This is a genomic window from Vibrio sp. AIC-3, assembly GCF_013114515.1.
GTDB lineage: Bacteria > Pseudomonadota > Gammaproteobacteria > Enterobacterales > Vibrionaceae > Vibrio > Vibrio crassostreae_C.
Map to the genome: position 1 here is coordinate 46,897 of NZ_VTXG01000007.1, position 24,698 is coordinate 71,594.

The window sequence follows — 24,698 nt, forward strand, 5'->3', positions numbered from 1 at the left end:
TCTCACAGGGCGTGAGTATGGAAGATAGCGGCAATATAATACATAGCAAGGGGGTAAATGCAAATTAAAAATACAAAAATGTGTAGCCAAGCGATTTCGCCGTGCGTATAATCCGTCTGCAATATCAAATCCAAATCACTTTATTATGCGAAACGATAAAGTTGGGTTTACTCCTTTTAACACCTTTGTTGTGAGATATTGCAAATGCTACGAATCGCAAAAGAAGCTTTAACTTTTGATGACGTTTTACTCGTCCCAGCACACTCAACCGTTCTTCCGAACACAGCTGATCTTCGCACTCAGTTAACGAAAAACATTTCTTTAAACATCCCAATGATCTCTGCATCGATGGATACTGTTACGGAAGCACGCCTAGCAATTGCCCTTGCGCAAGAAGGTGGTATTGGCTTTATTCATAAGAATATGTCAATCGAGCAGCAAGCTGAAATGGTTCGCCAGGTTAAAATTTACGAAGCAGGTGTGGTTTCTCACCCAGTAACTGTAAGCCCTGACGCAACAATCGCTGATGTTGTAGCCCTTACCCAAAAACACGGCTTTGCCGGTTTCCCTGTTGTTACTGAAACAAACGAACTTGTTGGTATTATTACTGGCCGTGACGTGCGCTTTGTTACTGACCTTTCTAAGAAAGTTGATGTAGTAATGACGCCTAAAGCTCGCCTTGCTTCTGTTAAAGAAGGTGCAACTCGTGAAGAAGTTCAAGAGAAAATGCACGAAGCGCGTGTTGAAAAAGTTCTTGTTGTAAATGATGACTTCCAACTTACTGGAATGATCACTGCAAAAGATTTCCACAAAGCAGAACGTAAACCAAACGCATGTAAAGATGAGCGCGGCAGCCTACGTGTAGGTGCAGCTGTTGGTGCTGGTGCTGGTAACGAAGAGCGTGTTGCTGCTCTAGTTGAAGCTGGCGTAGACGTTCTACTTATCGACTCTTCACACGGTCACTCTGAAGGCGTACTTAACCGTATCCGCGAAACTCGCGCTGCATACCCTGATCTACAAATCATCGGTGGTAACGTAGCAACTGGTGCTGGCGCACGTGCTCTTATCGAAGCGGGTGTTAGTGCAGTTAAAGTTGGTATCGGCCCAGGTTCAATCTGTACGACTCGTATCGTTACTGGTGTTGGTGTTCCTCAAGTAACAGCAATCGCAGACGCAGCGGAAGTTGCAAACGAATACGGTATTCCAGTAATCGCAGATGGCGGTATCCGCTTCTCTGGCGATATCTGTAAAGCTATCGTTGCTGGCGCATCTTGTGTGATGGTTGGTTCAATGTTCGCTGGTACTGAAGAAGCACCGGGTGAAGTTATCCTTTACAACGGTCGTTCTTACAAGTCTTACCGTGGTATGGGTTCTCTTGGCGCTATGTCTCAAGGCTCTTCTGACCGTTACTTCCAATCTGACAACGCTGCAGACAAGCTTGTTCCAGAAGGTATTGAAGGTCGTATCGCATACAAAGGTCGTCTAAAAGAGATCGTTCACCAACAGATGGGCGGTCTACGCTCAAGCATGGGCCTAACGGGTTCTGCAACTGTTGAAGACATGCGTACTAAAGCTGAGTTTGTTCGTATCTCTGGTGCGGGCATGAAAGAATCTCACGTACACGATGTTCAAATCACGAAAGAAGCACCTAACTACCGTTTAGGTTAATAATACGTCCAAACGTTTGAATAATGTGCTGATTTAGTCGGCACATTAATATACCAATCGTAGTAAATAACTGGTCATCCTAGCTTGTTAAAAACCTCGATAACTTCGTTAGAATTTTTGATTGTAGAATAACTACTTATCAGAACTCTTTGTCGAATAGAGCAGCCTCGTTCTCAGGCTTTTTTCCTACGCTATTCCTGAACACTTACTTACTGTGATTGGTATTATATCTACCGCCTGTTTTGTTAAAAGTCCGATTGTCTCAAAACACGTGGTTAAAGATATCTAACGAAAACGTTTGCTTTATTTCTTGAAGAGTTAATCAGAGGTGAGTAAACTCACCTCCGTTTTATCACATAGCCAATAAGACTGCTTACAATGACTAAAAATATTCATGACCAACGTATTCTAATTCTAGACTTCGGTTCTCAATACACACAGCTAGTAGCTCGTCGTATTCGTGAGATCGGTGTTTACTGTGAACTTTGGAGCTGGGACGTAGAAGAAGCGGATATTCGTGAATTCAATCCAGACGGCATCATCCTATCTGGTGGTCCTGAAAGTGTAACGGAAGAGAACTCTCCACGTGCACCTCAGTACGTATTTGATTCAGGTGTTCCTGTATTCGGTATCTGCTACGGCATGCAAACTATGGCTGAGCAACTTGGCGGTAAAGTAGCAACGTCTACTGAGCGCGAGTTCGGCTACGCAGCGGTACAAGTGACTGGCGAATCTGCACTTTTCGCTGACCTTGAGTCTACTCAAGATGTTTGGATGAGCCACGGCGACAAAGTAGTTGAGATTCCAGCTGATTTCACAAAGATCGCTGAAACAGACACTTGCCCATACGCTGCAATGGCAAACGAAGAGAAGAAGTACTTCGGTGTTCAATTCCACCCAGAAGTAACACACACTAAAAACGGCCTGAAAATGCTTGAGAACTTCGTTCTTAACGTATGTGGTTGTGAAGGTCTGTGGACTTCAGCTTCAATCATTGAAGATGCAGTTGCACGTATTAAAGAACAAGTAGGTGACGACGAAGTTATCCTTGGTCTTTCTGGTGGTGTTGATTCATCTGTAGTTGCGATGCTTGCTCACCGCGCTATCGGCGACAAACTAACATGTGTATTTGTTGATAACGGCCTTCTTCGTCTAAACGAAGCTGAGCAAGTTATGGATATGTTTGGTGACCAGTTCGGCCTAAACATCATCAAAGTCGATGCAGAAGATCGTTTCCTTAAAGCTCTGGAAGGCGAAGCTGAACCAGAAGCTAAGCGTAAAATCATCGGTCACGTATTCGTAGATATCTTCGATGAAGAGTCTAAGAAACTATCTAATGCTAAATGGCTTGCTCAGGGTACTATCTACCCAGACGTAATCGAGTCTGCAGCATCTAAGACAGGTAAAGCACACGTAATCAAATCTCACCACAACGTTGGTGGCCTTCCTGATGATATGGAAATGGGTCTTGTTGAACCTCTACGTGAGCTGTTTAAAGATGAAGTACGTAAGATCGGCCTTGAGCTTGGTCTTCCATACAACATGCTTTACCGCCACCCATTCCCGGGTCCTGGTCTAGGTGTTCGTGTTCTTGGCGAAATCAAGAAAGAGTACTGTGATCTACTGCGTCGCGCAGATGCGATCTTCATTGAAGAGCTTCACGCTGCTGACCTTTACCACAAAGTATCTCAAGCATTCACGGTATTCCTACCAGTACGTTCAGTTGGCGTAATGGGCGATGGCCGTAAGTACGATTGGGTTGTATCTCTACGTGCTGTAGAAACTATCGACTTCATGACTGCTCACTGGGCACACCTACCATACGACTTCCTAGGTAAGGTTTCTAACCGTATTATCAACGAAGTTAACGGCATTTCACGTGTTGTTTACGATATTTCTGGTAAGCCACCAGCAACTATCGAGTGGGAATAATCTCTTAGAGATTTAACCAGCTTTGATTAAGATCTTAAGCCTCGAACTCAGTTCGGGGCTTTTTTCTTTTCGATTGATTATATTGATTCATTACATTAAAGGCTTATGAGCAATACCTCGAAATCAAATGAACAATAACTAGAAACCAAATGAGTTGGAAACTAGATATCAGCTCAAGAAACCATGAGACGCTTTGTTGTGTTGAGCCATATATCAAAAAGATCACTCGCACTTTTTATAAATTCACACAGCTACAGCTAGGCCATTTCACATGTGAAGCATACTCTTTGATGGACTTATTAAGGACAGATAAGAGAATCCATCATGTTAAAAATCAAATATTTGGCGACAGTACTGGGCTGCACTTTAGCAGCGCAAAGTCATGCGTCTTTGAACATTCAACCTGATCCGCAAAATCCGAATGGTTACCTTGTTGAAAAGTCGGCTCTACAAGCTGCTGAACAAGCGAAAACATCCGATCCTATGTATGCGATCTGGTCACAGGCCCTTCAAACTCGCCCGAATACAATCGTTGAAGCGATTGAACCCGGTTCCCCCTCCAACCCTGAAAACGTAAAGCGTGTAGAGCGCGTGTTCCCTCAATCGGAATGGAACTTCCTCACTCAGATGGCAGCGCCAGAATACACCTACACTCGCTTCTTACGTGCGATTGGCAAATTCCCAGCCTTCTGTGGAGAGTACACCGATGGCCGTGATTCTGATGCTATCTGTAAAAAATCCATCATCACAGCCTTTGCTCATTTCTCACAAGAGACGGGTGGTCACATCGCGATAGACAACACCTCTGATAATCCATTAGCTCTCGAAGAGTGGCAGCAAGCTCTGGTGCATGTTCGCGAAATGGGTTGGTCTGAAGGCCAAGAAGGTTACACCACAGGTTGTGGCCAGAACGATTGGCAGAATGCCCGTTGGCCATGTGCTGCGGGGCAGGGTTACTTCGGACGTGGTGCTAAACAGCTTTCTTACCATTTTAATTACGGCGCGTTCTCTGAAGTGATGTTCGATGGCGATGCGACGGTGCTTCTCAACAATCCGGGCTTAGTGGCGGATTCTTGGTTGAACTTAGCGTCTGCTATCTGGTTCTTCCTTACGCCTCAAGCTCCTAAACCAGCCATGCTGCATGTAATTGACCGAACATGGACACCATCTCAACGTGAATTGGATGCGGGTATTGGCTATGGCTTTGGTACCACAATCAACGTGATCAATGGTGGTATTGAATGTGGCGAGCAGAACAAAGACAAAGGCCAACCCGTTAACCGTATTCGTTACTGGGAAGGGTTAGCCGCGCACTATCAAATTCCTGTAGAAGCCGATGAAGCCAATACATGTTGGCAGCAAACGCCTTACGGAAGCTTGAATCTCAACGGAGCAACGGATGTGTTGTACACCAACTGGGATGGTAACTGGAAATACTACGCAGACCGCCCAGAAGGGTATTCATTTGAGTGTGAGCTAGTGGGCTTTCAAACTGCTTATTCCGCACTGGTGGCTGGCGATTACGAGAAGTGTGTGACCAACTTTTATGGTTCTCATGCGAGTTGGCCTGAAGTGAAAGTGGTCGATAAGCTGGATCCGGTAGATCCTGGTACAGGTCCGGGTGGTAATGGTTGGAGTGCGACCAAGGTTTACAACGCGGGTGACCAAGTGACTCACAACGGTGCAACCTATGAAGCGAAATGGTGGACACAAGGGGATGACCCTACCAATGGCGGCCCTTGGAAATTGATTGCTGGAGAGCCAACACCACCGGTAGTGACAGATCCATCGCCTGTTGATCCTGCTCCGGTAGACCCAACACCAGTTGAACCGCCAGTTACCGAGTCACCTGTCGTTGTTGACCCATCTGTGTTTATCACGTGGCAAGCGGGCGTTAGCCAAGTGAGTAATGGCGACAAAGTGACGCATAACGGCAAGTGCTTCGTGGCTAAAAACGGCCCGGGCGTATGGGAAAGCCCAGTTCAATCGAATTGGTTCTGGGATGAAATTAGTTGTAATTGATCGTCTGAATACTGAAAAGCGGTCTAACCGACGAGTTCAGTAGTACGACCATAATGATATAAATAATCAAAAGCCGAAAGTGTCTACTTTCGGCTTTTTTTCGTTTCGAACTTGGCTATCTAAGGAGGACTATTGGTCTATTTGGCTATGTTGAAGCGCATTTAAAGACTAATTATCCAGTTAGAGGATAAAGTTCTGTACAAACGATGGGTGTGAATTTATATTCAAATTTAAATTATATTTATTCTTTTTTATTTTAGGGTTAAGGTGTACCTATGGAACAGACAGATATCACGTCACTCATCCCCATTGTGATTACTTTGGTGTTGTCGTTGGCGACAAGGAATGTGGTGATTGGCCTTTTTGCTGGCGTGCTGAGTGGTGTTGCGATGCTGACTGGCATGTTTAGCGAACTTAACCCGCTTGATACGTTTGGTACCATGGTGAAAGGTTACCTAGTCCCTCAGCTTACAGATAGCTACAACGCTGGCGTGATTATGCTGTTGGTGTTCATCGGTGGTTTTGTCGCTTTGATGGAAAAGTCGGGTGGTGGTGTTGCGTTTGCTAAGCGTGTGACTCAGTGGGTAAGCAACAAGTGCCAAGCTCAATTGTCTGCGTGGTTTGGAGGAATCGTGATATTTTTCTCTGACTTAGGTACTCCGTTGATTGTTGGTCCTGTCTTTCGTCCTCTTTTCGATAAACTGAAACTTTCTAGACAGAAGTTGGCATTCATCATCGACTCTACATCATCACCCGTCGCGATCCTTATCCCTTTTATCGGGTGGGGCGTGTATATCATGAGCCTGATTCAAAAAGAGTTTACGGCGTTGAATGTCAATATGTCTGATTGGGATGCGTTCATCGGTGCGATTCCTTTTCAGTTCTACGCATTCCTCGCGATTTTCATCGTTCCGCTCGTGTCCGTTAAAGGTTTAGATTTTGGGCCAATGGCAAAAGCTGAGCGTGATTGCCAGGCGGGAATTAACTCTGGCGTGAATAACGAATCACTAAATCCGTTCTCGCATAAAAATGCAAAGGCATCTTTTGTCTGGGCACCATTGTTAGTGATGCTGGTGGTGTTGTGTGCCATGCTGGTACCACAAGGTTTCCCATTCCAAAAGGTCGCAGGTTCATCGTTCAGAGCTGCTTTATCATCGGCTTACTTCTTTGCGGCGATTACCTTAATCTCGCTAATGGCTTACTACGGTGTAAGAAAGCTTTCAGATGGTGTTTCTGTGTACTTAAAAGGTATGGGAAACATGATGCCAGTCGCGATCATCTTGGTACTGGCTTGGGCATTAAGCACCGTTGGTAAAGAGTTGGGTGCAGCGGCTTATATTGCTGAGCAAGCACAGAGCGGTTTCCCTTACTGGTTAGTACCTGCGGTCGCGTTCTTGCTGTCTGCCATTATCTCATTCGCAACGGGCTCATCGTGGGGAACCTTCGCGATAATGATGCCTTTAGTTATTCCAACCGCGATTGCGATAGATGCTCCGCTTCTCGTCGCGATTGGTGCCGTGTTATCGGGTGGCTTGTTTGGTGATCACTGCTCACCGATCTCTGAAACCACGATTCTTTCTTCAACCGGGGCTGGGTGTGATCAGTTTGAACACTTTAAGACGCAGCTACCTTACGCATTGATGAACGGCTCTATTGCTCTGATTAGTTTTGTAGTCGCAGGCTTTACGGGAAGTGCATTGGTTGTATTAGGTGCTTTTGTTGCTCAGTTGATTGTCGTGACGTTGTTAGCCAAGCGCGATGCGAGTAAAAACGCTTCTTCAGACGTTCAATCTCAAGTGTCTGAATCTAAACCACAACAAGCGTAATTTAATCTGTCCAAGTAGATACGAGATTTAATGGAGTAAACAAGTAACGAAAAGCTCGCCCTATTATTACTCGTGTTTGCAATTTAGTTTCTCGCTTGCTCAATCTGAACGCGCTCTTCGCATCCCGTATCTCGTTACCCGCATCTAAGCAAACCTCCGTCATTCCCTACAGTGAGGAACGAACGTGGTAGGGAGTCTCTGGCGTTTATCGTCGGTGCTTATGTCTAAAAGGAGATTCCAGATATCTCGTCCCTCGATTCTGGAATGACGATCAAATGAGTCGATACGTGGCAGGGAATTTGTTTACTTATAGGTTCTATGAATTAATTAGCGTTGTTATGAAACTAATTTTCCATAAGATCATTTACACAATCTTAGTTTTCGATAACTGGATTACCTAGTTGTACGGTTTATAGATTAAAATTTTCTGATAATTTTTATCGCTTTTTTTTAATCAACCACTTTAATAAGGTAAATTCGCAATGTCGACCAAACTAGCTAACCCAGCGCCACTAGGCTTAATGGGTTTCGGTATGACCACTATTCTTCTTAATATCCACAACGCAGGTTTCTTTCCAATCGATTCAATGATTCTTGCTATGGGTATTTTTTACGGTGGTTTGAGCCAAGTTATCGTGGGCACAATGTGTTTCAAACGTGGTGACACGTTCGGTACAACTGCGTTTACTTCTTACGGCCTATTCTGGTTGTCTTTGGTTGGTTTAATCGTGATGCCTTACATGGGCCTACCTGCAAGCCCTGCAGCATTCATGGGTTGGTACCTACTACTATGGGGCATCTTCACAGGCTTCATGTTCATCGGCTCTCTATGCTACCCAGTGGCGAAGCAAGTAGTATTCGGTTCACTAACTATCTTGTTCTTCCTACTTGCAGCTCGTGATTTCACTGGCAGTCAACTAATCGGCACTATCGCTGGTTTTGAAGGTATCTTCTGTGGCGCTTCAGCTATTTACTTTGCAATGGCACAAGTAATCAACAACGAATACGGCCGCACAGTACTGCCTATCGGTGAGAAGAAAGCACCTCAAATGGCAACACAAGAAATCGCTGCTTAATACTCTAACTCGGGAACAGTTAGTTTGTTATAAGCCATTTATTGGTTATGAATAAAACAAAAGGGGTTAGCCGAAATGGCTAACCCCTTTTTTATGCGTTATTAATAGCGCTATTTGTTAAAGCGATCTATTTGCTAAGGAAAGCTTAAGCTGAAGGCTGCTCTACAGGTTTAGTGTCTGCAGCTTCTGCTTCAGGAGACTTGCCTGTTTTGCGCTTGTACTTCTCTTCCCAGTAAGTAGCACCTTTAATGCCTAGTTTTACAGGGTTGAATGTGTACTCAGTCACACCTTGTTTCTGTTGTTCTTCGTAGTCAGCTAGAGCTTTAAGCGCAGGCTTAGACATGAAGAAGATGATCAGAATACCCACGATGTTTAACCATGCCATCAAGCCAACACCAACATCACCCATTGCCCATGCAAGGTTCGCTGTTTTAACTGTGCCATAGAAAACTGCAGTGATAAGAACAAGCTTAAGTACGAACATCATGCCAGGGATCTTGATGGTACGACGTAGGTAAGCAATATTCGTTTCTGCGATGTAGTAGTAAGCAAGAATCGTTGTAAATGCGAAGAAGAACAGAGCAAATGCGATGAATGGCTTACCAATGCCTGGTAGTGCACTTTCAATAGCAAGCTGTGTAAATACAGGACCATTCGCACCGATGTTTGCTGCTAGGTTCTGAACAAGGAACACACCCTCAGCGCCGCCGTGAACGTTGTAAGCACCAGTGATGATGATCATGAACGCTGTAGCAGAACATACTAGAAGAGTATCGATGTAGATAGAGAATGCTTGTACCAAACCTTGCTGAGCTGGGTGATCAACACTTGCAGCCGCTGCCGCGTGAGGACCAGTACCTTGACCCGCTTCGTTTGAGTAAACACCACGTTTAACACCCCAACCAATTGCAGCACCGAAGCCTGCCATAGGTGTGAATGCATCACCAACAATCATTGCGAAAACCGTTGGCACTTGGCTGATGTTTAGCAGAATGATAACGAACGCGATGATGATGTAAGCCAATGCCATGAAAGGAACAACGATTTGTGTGAAGTTCGCAATACGTTTAACACCACCAAAGATGATGAAAGCAAGGATGATAGCAACAACAGTACCGGTGAAAATTTTAGCGAAACTGAATGTACCGACAGCTGTTTCAATCATATCACCTGATCCAAATGCAGCTTCTACAGCATTACCAATACTGTTTGACTGAACACCTGGAAGCAAAATACCACATGCAAAAATAGTCGCGATAGCGAAGATCCATGCGTACCACTTCTGACCCATTGCTTTTTCAATGTAGTAAGCCGGACCACCACGGAACTGGCCTTCGTCTTCTTCTTTGTAGATTTGCGCTAGCGTAGATTCTGCGTAAGCAGTTGCGGCGCCAAAGAAGGCTACAACCCACATCCAGAATACGGCACCTGGGCCACCGAAACCGATAGCGGCAGCAACACCAGCAATGTTACCTGTACCTACACGGCCAGATAGCGAAACGGCTAGAGCTTGGAAAGACGAGATGCCTTTTGATGAGCTTTTACCCGATAGTAGCAAGCGCCACATTTCAAAGAAGTGACGGATTTGAACAAATCGAGTCATGATGGAGTAGAACAAACCTGCACCTAAACATAGGTAGATAAGTACTGGGCTCCAGATTATTCCATTCAAAAAATCAACGAATGACTGCATGAGTATTTTCCCTGTTAGTTTTGCTTATGATTGTTTTTCGAACAACACAATACTTCACTTGTAACCTGAGTGTTAAATTATTTAACTACGCATTGGGATTACTGTGACATAAAGCATGTTACAGGGGCTAATTGTTAACGCTTAGTGCTATTTAGGAAATCGTTTCATTTAAACGCAAGTGCAACTAGTTGCTTTGTTTTGTATTTTTCAAAGTGAATAAATAGTGATTAATACAAACAAGTAAGTTCCGCGGTCGGTAACTAAGACAGGGTGGTGTTAAAATAGACGAATCGACCATTTAGCATGAACGGCTGCTATAGTGAGTTTGTTACGGAAAAGTTAGAATATATCACTTGCTCAGAATAGGTAGGCAGTTTTAGAGCGCTATCATTTTTTGAGGGGATAAAATGATAGTTTTTATCTTTACGGTAGGAAAAGTGCCTAATTAGACACTTGTTTCAAACGACCTTGAATCCTTGTTTTAGCAGCTCTTGAGCGAATTCAGACTGAGTGTTTGGTTCGCCGTGAATCAAATGCACCTTTTTCGGTGGAGTCGCGATGCCGTCTATAAATTGGTAGAGGTCCCCTTTATCAGCATGGGCAGAATAGCCAGACATGCCATGAATTTGAGCATTAACCTCAACGTCTTTGTTATCAATATAAACCTGCATTTCCCCTTGTTGCAGCTCTCGTCCGAGCGTTCCGTGCGCTTGATAGCCAGCTAAAATTACATCGGTTCGTTTATCGGGAAGCAAGGCGGATAAGTAGTTCATTATCCTGCCACCCTGACACATCCCAGAAGCTGCGACCACAATCGCAGGTTCACCTGTCGACTTGAGGCGATTGACGATTTTCTTGTGCATTCTATGTCCATCAACGGTAATGCACTGCTCAAAAGCGAGTGGGTGGCGTTTCAGTTCAAGACGCTGCTTTGCTTCTTGTCCCCACAACTCTTTAAAACGTCGGTATGAACGCGTCACTTTTTGAGCCATCGGAGAATCGAGAATAATAGGAATATCGCTACTGAGTTGATGCTCAAAGATCAGGTGTTCGATATCAAAAAGCAATTCCTGCGTTCTGCCGATACTAAATGCCGGAATTAGAATAACGCCACCGTCGAGCAGTGAACGATCAATGATTGCTTTGAGACGCTCAGCTCGCGTAGCGATATCATCATGAGTACTGGTGCCATAAGTGGATTCGATAAACAGATAGTCGGCTTGTCGTGGTGGCTTAGGATCGGGCAGTAGTGGTGTGTTACTTGGGCCCAAATCGCCAGAGAAGACTACCACCTCTTGGTTGGGTAACTTAATCTCGATATAGGCAGAACCTAAGATGTGCCCCGCAGGTTGAAAGCGAGCATACAGAGTATTTGGCCTATCATGATCCTTTCCGTTGTTTTGCTGTTTAGACGTGATTGGAAACCATTCCCCGTAAGGCTTGGGAGCAATTAACGAATGAATCTTTTTGAGTATCAGCTTCGACTGTTTATTGCTAAGTCCTTGCAGCTTTAAGCCATCCTCAATCATTAAAGGAGCGAGTTCGGCGGTGGCTTGCGTGCAATAAATTGGCTGGTTAAATCCACTGGCGAGTAACCAAGGTAATCGACCAATATGATCAATGTGAGTATGGGTCAGCAGCAAAGCGTTGAGGTGGGACGTTTCAAATTCAATATCAAGAGGGCGTGCATCTTCTCCTTGAAGCTTTTTACCTTGAAGATCTAAACCTTGAAAAAGGCCACAATCGATGAGCACCGCTTGGCCTGAATCTCTTAGCTCGTGACAAGATCCGGTGACAGTATGTTTGCCACCATGGTGAATCACTTCCATCGTTTACTCCCATTGCTCTATAAAGCCGTTACGCCTGTTTTTATTTTGCGGATAAACGCCAGCAAGTAAAACGAGAACAATGAGAGTTGCGATCGTTGAGTGTCTTTTTAAGTCATTGAGCGATGGCTCAGTGTGTTCGTTGTGAGTTAGCTCGTAGAAGAACGGTCTGAATCCAGCTCTGGGTGTTGTTGTTCCTCTAAACGAGCCACTTCGGCATCAAGTTCTGCGATTTTCTCTGCCATGAGTGCGTGACAGCGATTGGCTAACTCTCTTGCGTCGCTGAGCTTGTATCCAGACACATCGATAGGTTCCAGCATCTCGGTGATCACAATGCCATTATTAACTCGGTTGAGGTCAATCTTATTGTGCGTGGTGCTGGTACACATTGGGGTAATAGGTACGCCGGCTTCAATCGCCATTCGGAAAGCGCCCGTTTTGAATGGCAATAGTCCACGCCCTTTACTACGGGTTCCTTCCGGGTAAACCCAAACAGACAGATCTCTCTGATGAATCGCTTCCGCCACTTGTTTGATGGTATCGCGTGCTTTGGACTTATCTTCGCGGTTAATCATGATGTTACCGGTGATCCAATACAGCAGGCCAAAGAAAGGCACGTACAACAAATCGCGCTTGCCCAATGAAACGGTGCGCGGTCTTAGCATTCCTGGATCGGTCACAAAGTCCAATATGCTTTGGTGGTTAGAGATGTAGACGCTGTTTTCTGGTGTCGGGGCATTGTCTAGGCCGCGTTGCACCAGTTTTACACCGATGATCTTTTGGAGTTGGTTGAACCAACGACAGAAAACGTACACATGCTTGGGGTTCTTGGGGCTAAACAAGCAGTAAACAAAAGCACATAGAGTGGTGAAAATAATAAACACCGTAGCCAAAATAATACGAAGAACAGCAAGCACAATTCACTCCTTACTCACCGCAGATGGCAGTGATTAAATAGTTTTAGATGCTTGAAGTTTTCACTCTATTTAACCGAATTGCAACAATTAACTGTTATAGGGTTCTGTTTTTAGATCTTTATATAAAACAAGGACTAACAATGGGTGTTTGACACGATTATCGAGCTTACACGTGTTCACCAGTAGCGAGGCATGTTCACCAATACTGTTTATTTGGATCCAACTCTTCTACCCATTCAGGATCTTGACGCGACTCTAAATAGAGTTGTAGGCCGTTATAGGACATGAAAGCTGCAGGGCCGCCGAGGTGCTCGAAATAGTCAAAATACTCATCTTCGAGAGCACAAAGGTGGGCTAAATCTTTAACCTTGTTAGCCAGCGCCCACTGAATGGCAAATACAGGCGCTATTGAGCCTGAAATATTCACCTCTTCGACGTTTGGGTTAAACATTGAATTAGCTTGCTCAAGCAGTATCTCTTCTTGTTCAGACTCTTGTTGTAGTACCTCTTCGACGATCTCCGAGCGCTTGGTATTAGAGACATTCTTGTTCAGCTTGGTGATTCGCAGTGCGTAGCTAAACCTTTCTGATGAAACGATGTCGACAAGCTGCGACAACAGCTCTTTGTCTACGCCTGCTGCCTTGGTGAAATAGTCGATACATGAATTGATTGAGGCATAACGAGTACCGTCAAACTCAAAGCCACTGGTTTCGTCGTATACCTCAAGTGGGATGTCATCAACCGACAAAGGCCAGCCTTTATAATCGACGCGTTGTTTGGCGATTTGATACATCTTCCAAGCGCTGCGCCCAAACCCACCGAGCGTCGAACCCGAGAAATCAGAATCAATAAGCTCTTGCTCCGTCCAGTTCTCACCGATGCCAAGGTGCTTAGCGTACTTGTCTATCAGAGTGTGTTTTATCTGATCGCGCACTGACCAAATTGAGGTTAGATTCTTTGAATAGTTAATTCTCGCACACTCATTACAAGCCGGCAGTGCGATCGGTGAATGGCCTATCTTGGCAACTGCCTGCGCTGTCTTAGGGAATTCAACAAGGTTACTGGAAGGTTCACCACAAAACCAACAGGTGTGGCGCAGGTTGAACGGGGTGTCTATGTGTGAGTATGTGTTCATTAGTCTTTATCGGCTAGGTGCTTGAGGCGAGTTAATCATCTTCAAACAATTATCTCTGTTCGCACGTCAGCTTGCACCTTGTTTGTTTTTGTTTTTCTGACGAGATCAATTCGAGGTGTGACTCGCCTGATGAACTCATTAGGTGGATATTGATATAAAACAGTCACTAACGATAAATGCTGATTGGTGTGGCTGAACTTACATGAGCTGCTAGCAATCGCCTAAGCTCCCCATTACTATTGAGATAGACTCCTTACTCCAATAGCGCATATGTCCTCATCGATTCCTTTTTACGATAAAAATGCTCACACACTTTGCCAGCAGTACAACTCAGTGACCTTCGAGACGGTGCATAAAAGCTGGCAAGCTTATTGGCCTTTAGTGGGCGATAAAGTACTCGATGTCGGTGCTGGATGCGGTCGTGATGCGCTATGGATGCACAAGGCCGGATCTGATGTTATTGCGATAGAACCAAGTGCTTCATTACGCGAACAAGGCTCGAAATATACAGGCCCAAGTGTTACCTGGATTGATGATTCACTTCCCTCGCTTAGCCGCACTGAAAACCTCGGAATGCGTTTTGACTTGATATTGGTCAGTGCGGTTTGGATGCATCTCGCTCCGTCTCATCGAGAGCGCGCATTTAGAAAGTTGTCTAACTTGCTAGCTCCAAATGGCAAGTTGGTGATCACTCTGCGTCATGGGGAGTTTCAAGACAGTCGACAAGGCTATGAAGTCTCGGTTGAAGAGCTCGAGCGTTTATCAAAAAACAGCGCCTTGTTGGTTCGTCATGTTGATAACAGCCAAGACACCTTGAAGCGCTGTGAGGTTTGGTGGCAAACCGTGGTGATGACCTTGCCAGATGATGGCTCCGGTGATTTGAACAAGGTGCGCCACATTATTGTGAATGACAACAAGTCGGCCACATACAAGTTGGCTTTGTTGAGAACATTACTGCGAATTGCTGATGCGCATTCAGGCGCTGTGATTGATCGAACTGATGGAAAAATTTCTCTACCAGTGGGCTTGGTTGCTCTGTATTGGGTTAGGCAGTTTAAGCGACTGATTGATATCGACATAGAAGGCGCAGGGATTCAGCAAAATAGCAACACAACGAAGGGACTTGGGTTTGTAAAAGAGGATGGGTGGAATAAACTCAAACACTTAAGTGCTGATGATCTAGCGATAGGCGCTATGTTTCTCGGCGATGAAGCTAAGGCTCTACAAAAGCTATTTTCACAAACGATCAGCACCATTAAATCAGGACCTGTGACTTTCATTTATCAAGGCTCGAAAGACAACCGACTATTCGATATATACCCACCTCACAAACGACGGAAGAGCCGAGAATCACTGGTCATTGATAGTGAGTTCTTAGAAAGTTTTGGTTATTTTACTCTCGATGAAAGCCTGTGGGAGTGCTTTAGAATCTACCACTCGTGGATTGAACCGCTGGTGGTGAATCAATGGGTCATGGAGATGCAGCGTTTCGAGTTGAACCGACAGCGAAGCATTTCACTACAGACTTATCACGACTGCTTGGTATGGATCGATCAAAACCATGATACTCGCGATGTGCGTAAACGTGTCGAGCAACTTAGAACTGATCGTGCCGACATTGTCAGCGTGTGGAGTGGAAAATCATTAAAAAATGAGTATCACGTTGATCACTGTTTGCCTTTCGCTTACTGGCCAAACAACGATAAGTGGAACCTCTTTCCTACTACAAGCAAAGAGAACTTAAGTAAAAGTGATAAAGTTCCTACGGCTGAAAAGCTGCGCTCGTCTAAGTCGAGGATTCTAGAGTGGTGGCAACTCGCTTGGAACGATTCGGCTCATTTTGAACAACAATTCTTTTCAGAAGCCGCGCTTTCGTTACCTAACATCCCTGCGCAGTGTCGAGACTTTGAAGAGGTGTTCGATGCAATGGGCTTGCAGGTACGTGGTGTAAAAAGCAGACTGCTGATTAGTGAGTGGCACTGATCATTAAGTGGGCTAGTTATCCCAAATAACCCTCAACAAACTAATCATCGAGAACATAATGAAATACATCGGAATTGATGGCTGCAAGTCGGGTTGGATCGCTTGGATTGTCTCTGACAATGAGATACCTGCGTTTAAAGTGGTAAACACCCTCGATGAGCTAGCGAGTGATCTTATCGGTTCAACGGCGCTTATCGATATGCCTATTGGTTTTAGTGATGCACAAACTCCAGATCGCTTGTGTGACAAAGCAGCAAGGCGTTTTCTAACCAGCAAACGTGGTTCTTCGGTGTTTCCGGTTCCGTGTCGTGAGGCGGTTTACCAAACCGATTACATTGCGGCGTGCAGTGCCAATGTGGAGCAGCTTGATAAGAAGTTTTCTAAACAGACTTGGGGAATTGTGCCCAAGATTCGCGAGCTTGATGAGCTCATTGAAACTCATCCCAATCTTTCTATCAGGGAATCACATCCTGAGGTGGTGTTTGCAGCTTTGAAAGGCGAACCGCTGACCTTTTCAAAACGAACGCAAGAAGGTAAAGAGGAACGGCTTTCTATTATTCAGCAACTCGCCTCTCAATGGTGTGACGGCTTGTCGTTGGCCATTTCAAATACCAAACGTAAAGACGTCGCGATAGATGATATTTACGATGCTTTTGTACTGATGTTGATCGCCTATTACGCTCCGCAATTATCGACCTTACCTGAACTTTCTGATGTTGGTGGAGAAGCGGATGTCGACCAGAACGGACGAGTTCGAGAGATTGTTTATTGGAACAAAACGCGCTAACAAAGCGTGCGCTCCACTTGGCTTAATATGTTACTTTCCAACTTCTGCTACTTTTCACACTTACTATTTTGAGTCTTTGATATGAAACGTTTTATTGTCGGCTGGCTGGCCACTGTTCTCAGTGTTGCGAGTTACGGCCAAGTTGCCCCTATATCTCAATGGCAATGCGACATGATGAAAAAGAACAATGTCTTGAGTAGTGGTGCGCCTGTCGGTTGTGAGCGACTATCCAAAGTGGATTTCGATTTCATTAATTTCAAAGGGGAAACGCAACAGGGCAATATGATCGTGCTTGATGTGGTTGCACCTGCTGTTGAACAAATTTTTTCGGAGCTCAAACAGCGCAATTTTCCTCTTCATTCCGCTCGCCTAATGCGTGAATTCAGAGGTGACGATAACGCCTCAATGGACGCGAACAACAGCAGTGCGTTTAATGCTCGTCCTATTATAGGTGGAGGTGGTTGGTCGAAGCATGCTTATGGTGTGGCGATAGACATCAACCCAGTTCAAAATCCTTTCTTAGCGTTCGATAGCAACGGAAAGATCACGGTAAAGCCTTCACAATCTGCGACAAGTTATGTGAACCGTACTCGCTTTCGTGCGCGTGATGAAATAGAACGCCGCGGCATGGCTGAAGATGTGGTTGAGCTTTTTGCCCATCACGGATTTATGATCTGGGGAGGGGATTGGAATAGCCCAATCGATACTCAGCATTTTGAGGTCGGATCAAGAAAGTTCGTTAACCAACTGCTCTCTAAACCACAACCTGAAGCCAAGGTGTTATTTGAGCGCTACGTCGAATCTTATCGACAGTGCTATCTCAAAAATAAAGGTGAGGACGCAGAAAAAGCTCGGGCTATCTGTGCAAAGAAAACAGTCGGGACTTTTTAGTGCTATGTTTATCTAGAACCGTTTGTGTTTTAGCAAGTTAAACTCGCTTCAGGTGTGTTTTGAATAGCTAAGGTCAGCGCTCGTCGTTGGCCTTTTTTGTATTCATTTCTCCAATAGAACACCGAGCATTGAAAAGGTTATTGGGTATCCATTAGTCAATAATCGATAAGCGAATGCAGCGCAAAGTCATCGGTTTGTCATTGAAAAACTCATAGCGTTAACGTTTTGTGAGAACCATTACTGGTGGGGGAACTCTTCGCTGAAACGCCAGTATTATTAGTGAACTGATCACAACGGACCAACTAATGAAAAAGATACCTTTGGCTCTAACTCTTTTAAGCACTCTACTTTTTTCACAATACACTTTGGCTACTGACTCTTCACCTACCACTCAAAATCCCACTTACGAACTCGATGGTAAGTCGGTACTAGGTCGCACTGAGAACGTGTACCTATCTAGCGTTAAAGGGCTAAAAGATGTTCCTTTCATTGGTAAAATTGATACCGGTGCAGAAACCACTTCTATGCATGCTGAAGACATTCATGTGAAGAGCTCTAATCCCGATTACCTAAATCTCAAAGACCAAGAGTTGATGGCGGCGTTAACCGAAGACCTGTTGAACAATTCCGATGTTGATTACGATGATTGGGATGGCAGTACCTTTGCGAAATATCAGGCTGTGGTGTCTTTTAAGGTTCTAAACCCGCGGACGGGAGACATGGTATTAATCGAAGCGCCTTTAGAGCGTGTCAGCATGATACGCAGCCGCACCAGCAGCACGCCTTTGCATCGCCCTACCGTAAAAATGTCGCTCACCATTGCAGACCAAGAGCTAAAAACCGACGTTAACCTGACCGACAGAAGCCACTTCTCTGCGCCAGTGCTGATTGGTAAAACCTTCCTTGCGGATAACGCGCTGGTGTTTGCAGGTTATGACTATTTACAAGAGCAAGAGAACGCGACCGTTGTTGGCCGAAAAGAGGTGGTGTCTATCTCTGGAATGGCGATGAACGCGACCTTCTCATTAAAAAATCGCTACAGCATCCTTCATGCAAAAGACATCGATATAGATAAGAAGAACAGTGAAGTGACGTTTGATATGTTCGACAACGACGGTAAGCAAAAAGAGATGACATTGCCGTTGGTTCGTATGTTAAGCGTGAGCGGTAAGAAGAGACCTTTGGTGTATGTGCCTGTTCAACTCGATGAAAACACAACTAAAGACGTTCTGGTGTACCTACGTGAGCGCTCGAGTAGTGAGTCGCAGTTGAGATTTGGAACCAGCACAGCCAGTGAGCTCTTCATGATTGATACCAATGCAGAAAATATTCTTTCTGAAGGTTCAGAGAGCTTTAGCGATGTGGCGGAGGCTGGTGAGCCTTTAATTATCTCACCAGAAGAAGACATTACGATTGATAACTTCCCGCTTAAGGCCGTGGCTTCTTTCACCGTCAATACGCCTTTGTTGAAGGTTGATAGCTTTGAGATTATCGGTAAGGGCAAAGAGACGTCGGTTGAGTTCTACTTAACTGACGTGAATGGCGAACAGCAAAAAGTCACCAAGCCCGTGATTAAGAAATTAAGAGTCGGGGATGATACTCGTCCGGTAGTGAGTGGTGAGTTTGCGGTCTCTGGAAAAGTGCGTACGCAAGAGTTTGCCATCGACGTGCTCAATACAAATGAGAAAGAAGCGTACTTTATTTTAGGCAAGAAGATGGCAAAAGACGGTGTGTATGTGAACACTCGATCTGACTACCTTTTGAAAGCTGAGCCGCTGTTTAAAGTAGGGCACATCGAAGTTGTTGAAGTGAACGGCATGAAGTTCCCGGCCAAGCTCGACACTGGTGCGGATGTGAGCTCAATGAATGCAGTCAACATCAAACGATTTAAGAAAGACGGCCAAGACATGGTGAGCTTTACCTATCAAAACAACCAAGGCGATAAGCAAGATTTCACCAAGCCAGTGATTGATGTAATGCGCATCAAAGCCAAGAAAGGCGAGAAGGTGAACATTCGCCCCGTAGTAGAAATGAAGGTTAAGTTGGGTGACTTAGAGAAAGAGGTGAGGGTAAACCTTCAAGATCGCTCTCGCTTTGAATACAGCATGATTCTAGGTAAAAACTTCTTAAAGCACGGCGCAGTAGTGAGTAGCGATGAAGATTACTTGTTAGGTGATGTGGAGTAACCCCTAACTAAGTTTGTAATAGAACCGTTCCAAACAGCCACACATTTCAGTATTGGGATGTGTGGCTGTTTGTTGAGAGCTCTATAAAGTACATCAAGTTCTATCTTCTCTAGAGGGGAATGATCTAGTTCTTGCTCAAATTCAATTTGTTAAGCATGGCAATAGAGTTATCAAAGATAGCTTCGGTTATGTGTTTTGGGAAACCTTCAGGCAAGCGTGCGGCGAGGCGCTCAATTGCTTTGGGTAATTCAGTTTGCATGTCATCCAATATGCTTTGCATGCTATCAGAATTAAAGCCAACTGAATGGGCAGTATCAAGAAAGTGGCGAGAGTAGATCTTGCTTATTTGGTACTTCTTACCACGACTTGCTTTTAATCCTATTGCTAACTTTAATTTTCTTATGTTTAGTCCTTTTTTCCCCGTGATAGGGTAAGCAGACAAAATGTCACAAAATGGTGTTAAGCGATAACTACCTTGCTTTTCAATAAATATTGAATAGTTCTTTGCATGCCCATCAATAGCGCCTATAGCCCATTGGAAAACTTGAAACTTCATGAAGTTATATCTGTCTTCCAGTGCATTGGATGAGCCTTCAAGTAGCTTCATAATATCGGCGATTCCGGGGCCTCCATCACTTTCGTATTTTATCGATGAAGGGATTCCTTTGGCTTGACAGATATCTTCCTGAGGAAGGCGCAGTAGGTGTGTACGATCCTTAATCCAACGTCTATCAAAACGCTCAACAGCAATGGCTTTATAATTATGGGTTGTGATGATCTCGACGGTCGGAACATCAAACCCCAACTCTCTAGCTAACTCAATACAGATGAACTCATTCTCGACACTTTCAGTCAGATCTAGAATAGATGTGGGCTGCTTAATCTCACCAATAGGTAGCTTAATGATATGGCTTGTAGGTGTATTCCCTTTAGGCAAACACCAATCTCCGTTCAACCTTAGCAATGCTGTTTTTTCTTGAGCGCCAGCAACCGATATTCGGAAATCATCTTCTTCCTTAATCATACCTAATGGAATATTGGAATGATGGGCTGCTAAGATTTTTTCAAGCCGAGATTCGTCAAGAAGTTCGTATGACAGTTTGTTCTCGATATAGGGTTGACTTGGAGGGAGCAGAGCAATGGCACCAACGCTGTCTTTGCCAATTTCTTTCAGAAGATCAAAAGGTTGATTTGAAGCCGTTTGATAGCGTGCAACAATCCTATTACGTATAGCAATATTGTCTGGTAGCAGGTTGTCAAAGTAGTTGATAACGGCATCAGAAGTTATCGTAGGTATTTGTAGTTTAAGGGATAAAGATAATGGGCGAGATTTGTCGTTACTGAGCCAAGACTCATTATATTTAAATTCGTGAGAGCCATTGTTTTGCTTTGTGAGAGTACCGACCAACTCACCATTCATGTAGGCATTAAGTTGTTGCATTACCAATCTTCCTCATCAACAGTGCTTTGACTATTTTTTGCATCTTTGGGTTCGATTTTAAGGGTGAGCTCTAATGCTTGGATAAGCTTGAACATTGTTGAAATAGTTGCCTTTTCTGGTCTATTTTCAAAGTTCGAAATGGTTGCTTGTTTTATCCCTACTTTTTTTGCCAGCTCAGACTGAGTCCACCTATTCTTTTGGCGTATTAGCAGTAAAGTATTGGCTAATTGTTGTGGGCTATAAATCACAAGTTGTCACTCCTTACTATGATGTTTTATCCCCATTAGAGGATATTGGTCGTGCTATCCCAACAAAGGGATATATGTAACTTTATACCTTGTAGGGGATATTGCAAGTTATATACCTTGTAGAGGATAAAGTAGGATTATCAAAGCCTTTAGCTTAAAGAGGTATTGCAAGAAGGTGGATGCCAGCCTTTGTTAGACTTGTCGCTAAGTTCTTTTGCGATTGGCGATTATCCATGCGGGTAAGGTGAGGTGATAGTTACACGTAAGTAGATCAAATATGCCACACAAGAGATAATTAGAAATACTGACTTTGAAGCGCAACGAGATGGTTCTAAACTAAAGTTATGGCAATCAAAAGCACTTACACTGTGCATCACCCTGTGAGTGAAAACACAGGTGATTAAGAAATAAATAATGGTAACGCAAGGTATTAGCATCATCCAAGTTGGATGTGTGGAGGCTACGTTTGATTTATTTACGGCTTTTGAAGGTGTGTTGAAAGCGAAAGTGCAAGGTGGCGCGTTTAGTATCTGCTTTTAGTACTAATAGCATAATTAATGATTATAAATACAAAAAGGGCGATAACTCAGTGAGTTACCGCCCTTTCCAAACGTTTGGTGGAGCTGGCGGGAGTTGAACCCGCGTCCAAAAATCATTCATCATTGGTACTACATGCTTAGTCGATCTTTAATTTCACCAGCAACCTGCGAACCGACACGCTAGTTAAAGGCTAACCTGAATTATAATTCGCGCTTTTCCTCTCAGGTGGGAGAAGCCACGCTAGCTAGTTTGGGTTTGATCTCTTATTGGTCCCCGTCTTACGAGCGGAAGCTAGGGTAAGAGAGCTCTGAGCAGGTTATTAAGCTGCTAGTGCGTAGTTTTCGTCGTTTGCGACTATTTTTTTGCGGCTTTTAACGTGGCCAACCGCCCCACGGCATGCACCTCAGACTTCAAAATTCCTGTCGAATCCTAAATCAGCCCCAAGTGTTATTTGCATAGTACCAGAAAAGCTTACCCTGTCTAGCACTGTGCGTTTAAGTGCTTAAAATTAACGCAAATTACTCTTCATAATTCGTGCTTTATCTCTCGCCCAATCTTTTTCTTTCATATCAGTACGTTTATCGTGCAGCTTTTTACCTTTCGCAACGCCAACTTTAATCTTCGCCCAAGAGCGAGACCAGTAAAGTGCGGTTGCGACAAGTGTCATGCCTTCACGGTTAATACGACCGATAAGGTTGTCGAGTTCTTTTCTCGACATAAGGAGTTTACGAATACGTGTTGGGTTCGCCACGATATGAGTACTCGCTTGAGTTAGCGGAGTAATCGTCATACCACTGATGAATGCTTCGCCATCTCGGATGTAAACGTAGCTTTCTGCGATATTGGTTTTGCCTTCACGTAGGGATTTTACTTCCCAGCCTTGTAGCTCAAGCCCCGCTTCTATCTCATCATCGATGAAATATTCGTGGCGAGCTTTCTTGTTAAGCGCAATGGTATTACTACCGGCTTTTGATTTTGATTTATTCTTTGCCATAATGGCCTCATTATACGGATTGCGCCCTAGTTGGGGAATCCTTTTTATTTGCGCTCTGGCCCAATACAATTAAAATTGCAGTTTGTGTTAATGTAACGCTGTCTTTAACAGGAGTCTATATGCCAAAGGTTACTCGTTCAGCATTAGTGTCGTTTAGTGCCGACCAGATGTTCAGCTTGGTCAATGATGTTGCTCGTTACCATGAGTTTTTGCCAGGGTGTTCTGGTTCGCGTGTGATCGAATCTTCAGATTCAACTATGGTGGCTTCGGTTGATGTCTCTAAAGCTGGTATCAGCAAAACATTTACCACATCGAACCGTTTAGCGGATGGTGCTGAGATTTTGATGGAGCTGGTGGACGGCCCGTTCAAAAAGCTGCAGGGTGGTTGGTACTTTACTCCGCTCGACGAGCAAGCTTGTAAGGTTGAACTTAAGCTAGAGTTTGAGTTCTCTAGCCGAATGATTGAAATGGCATTTGGTAAGATTTTCAATGAGCTGACGAGCAATATGGTCAGTGCTTTTACTCAACGCGCGAAACAGGTTTACTAAGCCATGACTATTGAATCGGATATGATCCACGTAGAGGTTGTGTTTGCGCTTCCGCATGAACAGCGTGTGCTTACTTTGGTAGTGAACAAGCACGCGACCGTTGAAGAGATCATTGCGCAGTCTGGTGTTTTGGAATTGTATCCAGAGATCGACTTAGCGAAAAATAAGGTTGGTGTATTCAGCCGTAACGTGAAGCTTGATGCGACGGTTCGTGATAAAGACCGTATCGAAATCTACCGTGCGCTATTGGCAGATCCAAAAGAGATTCGTCGCAAGCGTGCTGAACAAGCAAAAGCGGCCGCAGCTAAATCGTAATGCTAAACAAATTTGAGTTAGAAGAGAGCTCGCATCTGCGAGCTTTTTTGTGCCTGTTAGTTAGACACAGCAGCTAATTTGTTAGCAGATGTTAAAAAGCCTGCTCATATGAGCAGGATTTTGTGATTCTTGCTTTGTCGACTGATAGCTTTATCGGCTGAGAGTTTTGTTGACTGGAAAGCTAGCGAAGGCTTTCGAAGAACTCATCACTGGCTTCAAAATCACCATTGATCGTTACCAGAGTGCCCGTAGCATCAAAGTTTACGACAAGGTTTTTCTGAATAGGGTCGTTGTGACCTTTCTGATGGTGGTAAATATAGTACCACGTATCTGGGTAGCCATTTTCGATAAGCATAGGTGAGCCCATAACGTAACGAACTTGTGTTTTTGTCATGCCAAACTTGAGCTGGTCGACAGCTTCTTGTTCAACATAGTTACCCTGATTGATGTCAATTCGATAAACCAACTTCTCTAGTAGAGAGCAACCGGTCAACATTGTTAGTGCAAGTGGAACTGCAACTAACCACTTTTTAATTCGCATAGTTTGAGATCTTTCTTCGCTAAAATACTGCCTGATAATAAACAAGCTCCAGCAAGAAGTAAAAAGCTCCTTGCGCTTTGAGCTTGTTATGACTGGCAATTTTGAATTAAGTTGCAAAATTGCCAAGAA

The 24,698-nt window shown here is 44.4% G+C and carries 19 protein-coding genes and 1 other RNA gene; 11 read left to right on the forward strand and 9 right to left on the reverse strand.

Annotated elements, in window-relative coordinates; all coding sequences use genetic code 11:
- Positions 1–204 precede the first annotated feature (204 nt).
- From guaB to F0229_RS07315, 5 genes are all read left to right on the forward strand, one after another.
- Positions 205–1,668: an IMP dehydrogenase gene (gene guaB, locus F0229_RS07295; RefSeq protein ID WP_017062496.1), complete on the forward strand. Its 1,464-nt coding sequence runs from the start codon at positions 205–207 to the stop codon at positions 1,666–1,668.
- A 378-nt stretch (positions 1,669–2,046) separates the two neighbouring features.
- Complete coding sequence (gene guaA / locus F0229_RS07300; protein WP_017059729.1) at positions 2,047–3,600, forward strand: glutamine-hydrolyzing GMP synthase; 1,554 nt, start codon at positions 2,047–2,049, stop codon at positions 3,598–3,600.
- A gap of 324 nt (positions 3,601–3,924) precedes the next feature.
- Complete coding sequence (locus F0229_RS07305; RefSeq protein ID WP_171732546.1) at positions 3,925–5,622, forward strand: chitinase; 1,698 nt, start codon at positions 3,925–3,927, stop codon at positions 5,620–5,622.
- 275 nt (positions 5,623–5,897) lie between these two features.
- Positions 5,898–7,448: a Na+/H+ antiporter NhaC family protein gene (locus tag F0229_RS07310; RefSeq protein ID WP_171732547.1), complete on the forward strand. Its 1,551-nt coding sequence runs from the start codon at positions 5,898–5,900 to the stop codon at positions 7,446–7,448.
- 482 nt (positions 7,449–7,930) lie between these two features.
- Positions 7,931–8,524 carry a GPR1/FUN34/YaaH family transporter gene (locus F0229_RS07315; protein WP_017062818.1) on the forward strand — a complete coding sequence of 198 codons (594 nt, stop codon included), beginning with the start codon at positions 7,931–7,933 and terminating at the stop codon, positions 8,522–8,524.
- A 145-nt stretch (positions 8,525–8,669) separates the two neighbouring features.
- Here F0229_RS07315 and F0229_RS07320 read toward each other — a convergent pair whose 3' ends face one another.
- From F0229_RS07320 to F0229_RS07335, 4 genes are all read right to left on the reverse strand, one after another.
- Positions 8,670–10,217 (reverse strand): sodium:alanine symporter family protein, encoded by a 1,548-nt coding sequence (locus F0229_RS07320; protein ID WP_017069529.1) that lies wholly within the window; start codon positions 10,215–10,217, stop codon positions 8,670–8,672.
- Positions 10,218–10,675: 458 nt separating this feature from the next.
- On the reverse strand, positions 10,676–12,046 hold the full coding sequence (locus tag F0229_RS07325; RefSeq protein WP_171732548.1) for an MBL fold metallo-hydrolase: 1,371 nt from the start codon (positions 12,044–12,046) through the stop codon (positions 10,676–10,678).
- Positions 12,047–12,192: 146 nt separating this feature from the next.
- Positions 12,193–12,960 (reverse strand): 1-acylglycerol-3-phosphate O-acyltransferase, encoded by a 768-nt coding sequence (locus F0229_RS07330; protein ID WP_171732549.1) that lies wholly within the window; start codon positions 12,958–12,960, stop codon positions 12,193–12,195.
- Between the two features lie 196 nt (positions 12,961–13,156).
- Positions 13,157–14,095 carry a hypothetical protein gene (locus F0229_RS07335; RefSeq protein WP_136974081.1) on the reverse strand — a complete coding sequence of 313 codons (939 nt, stop codon included), beginning with the start codon at positions 14,093–14,095 and terminating at the stop codon, positions 13,157–13,159.
- 270 nt (positions 14,096–14,365) lie between these two features.
- Between F0229_RS07335 and F0229_RS07340 the strand changes: the two genes are divergently transcribed.
- The 4 genes from F0229_RS07340 to F0229_RS07355 all read left to right on the forward strand — a co-directional run bounded on the left by F0229_RS07340 (position 14,366) and on the right by F0229_RS07355 (position 19,942).
- Positions 14,366–16,078 (forward strand): bifunctional 2-polyprenyl-6-hydroxyphenol methylase/3-demethylubiquinol 3-O-methyltransferase UbiG, encoded by a 1,713-nt coding sequence (locus F0229_RS07340; protein WP_171732550.1) that lies wholly within the window; start codon positions 14,366–14,368, stop codon positions 16,076–16,078.
- A gap of 58 nt (positions 16,079–16,136) precedes the next feature.
- Positions 16,137–16,865, forward strand: a complete 729-nt coding sequence (locus tag F0229_RS07345) for a DUF429 domain-containing protein (RefSeq protein WP_102428279.1) — start codon at positions 16,137–16,139, stop codon at positions 16,863–16,865.
- A gap of 81 nt (positions 16,866–16,946) precedes the next feature.
- Complete coding sequence (locus F0229_RS07350; RefSeq protein ID WP_055318878.1) at positions 16,947–17,756, forward strand: M15 family metallopeptidase; 810 nt, start codon at positions 16,947–16,949, stop codon at positions 17,754–17,756.
- Between the two features lie 305 nt (positions 17,757–18,061).
- The gene (locus tag F0229_RS07355) at positions 18,062–19,942 is read left to right on the forward strand and encodes a RimK/LysX family protein (RefSeq protein WP_171732551.1); all 1,881 of its coding nucleotides are present in this window, start codon (positions 18,062–18,064) and stop codon (positions 19,940–19,942) included.
- Positions 19,943–20,066: 124 nt separating this feature from the next.
- Here F0229_RS07355 and F0229_RS07360 read toward each other — a convergent pair whose 3' ends face one another.
- The 4 genes from F0229_RS07360 to smpB form a co-directional block, all read right to left on the reverse strand.
- Positions 20,067–21,383, reverse strand: a complete 1,317-nt coding sequence (locus F0229_RS07360; RefSeq protein ID WP_171732552.1) for a type II toxin-antitoxin system HipA family toxin — start codon at positions 21,381–21,383, stop codon at positions 20,067–20,069.
- Positions 21,383–21,631, reverse strand: coding sequence for a type II toxin-antitoxin system antitoxin HipB (hipB, locus tag F0229_RS07365; RefSeq protein ID WP_171732553.1), 249 nt, complete (start codon positions 21,629–21,631; stop codon positions 21,383–21,385). The genes F0229_RS07360 and hipB overlap by 1 nt, the downstream gene beginning before the upstream one ends.
- Positions 21,632–22,246: 615 nt before the next feature.
- Positions 22,247–22,613, reverse strand: a transfer-messenger RNA (tmRNA) gene (gene ssrA / locus F0229_RS07370).
- A 66-nt stretch (positions 22,614–22,679) separates the two neighbouring features.
- A complete protein-coding gene (gene smpB / locus F0229_RS07375; RefSeq protein WP_004735156.1) occupies positions 22,680–23,165 on the reverse strand; it encodes an SsrA-binding protein SmpB in 486 nt (161 codons plus the stop codon).
- A gap of 119 nt (positions 23,166–23,284) precedes the next feature.
- On the opposite strand from smpB, the gene F0229_RS07380 reads away from it, so the two are divergent.
- Entirely contained in the window at positions 23,285–23,713 is a 429-nt protein-coding gene (locus F0229_RS07380) for an SRPBCC family protein (protein WP_017106599.1), read from the forward strand.
- Between the two features lie 3 nt (positions 23,714–23,716).
- Positions 23,717–24,028: an RnfH family protein gene (locus tag F0229_RS07385; RefSeq protein ID WP_171732554.1), complete on the forward strand. Its 312-nt coding sequence runs from the start codon at positions 23,717–23,719 to the stop codon at positions 24,026–24,028.
- A 181-nt stretch (positions 24,029–24,209) separates the two neighbouring features.
- Here F0229_RS07385 and bamE read toward each other — a convergent pair whose 3' ends face one another.
- Entirely contained in the window at positions 24,210–24,569 is a 360-nt protein-coding gene (gene bamE / locus F0229_RS07390) for an outer membrane protein assembly factor BamE (RefSeq protein WP_009848326.1), read from the reverse strand.
- Between the last annotated feature and the right edge of the window lie 129 nt (positions 24,570–24,698).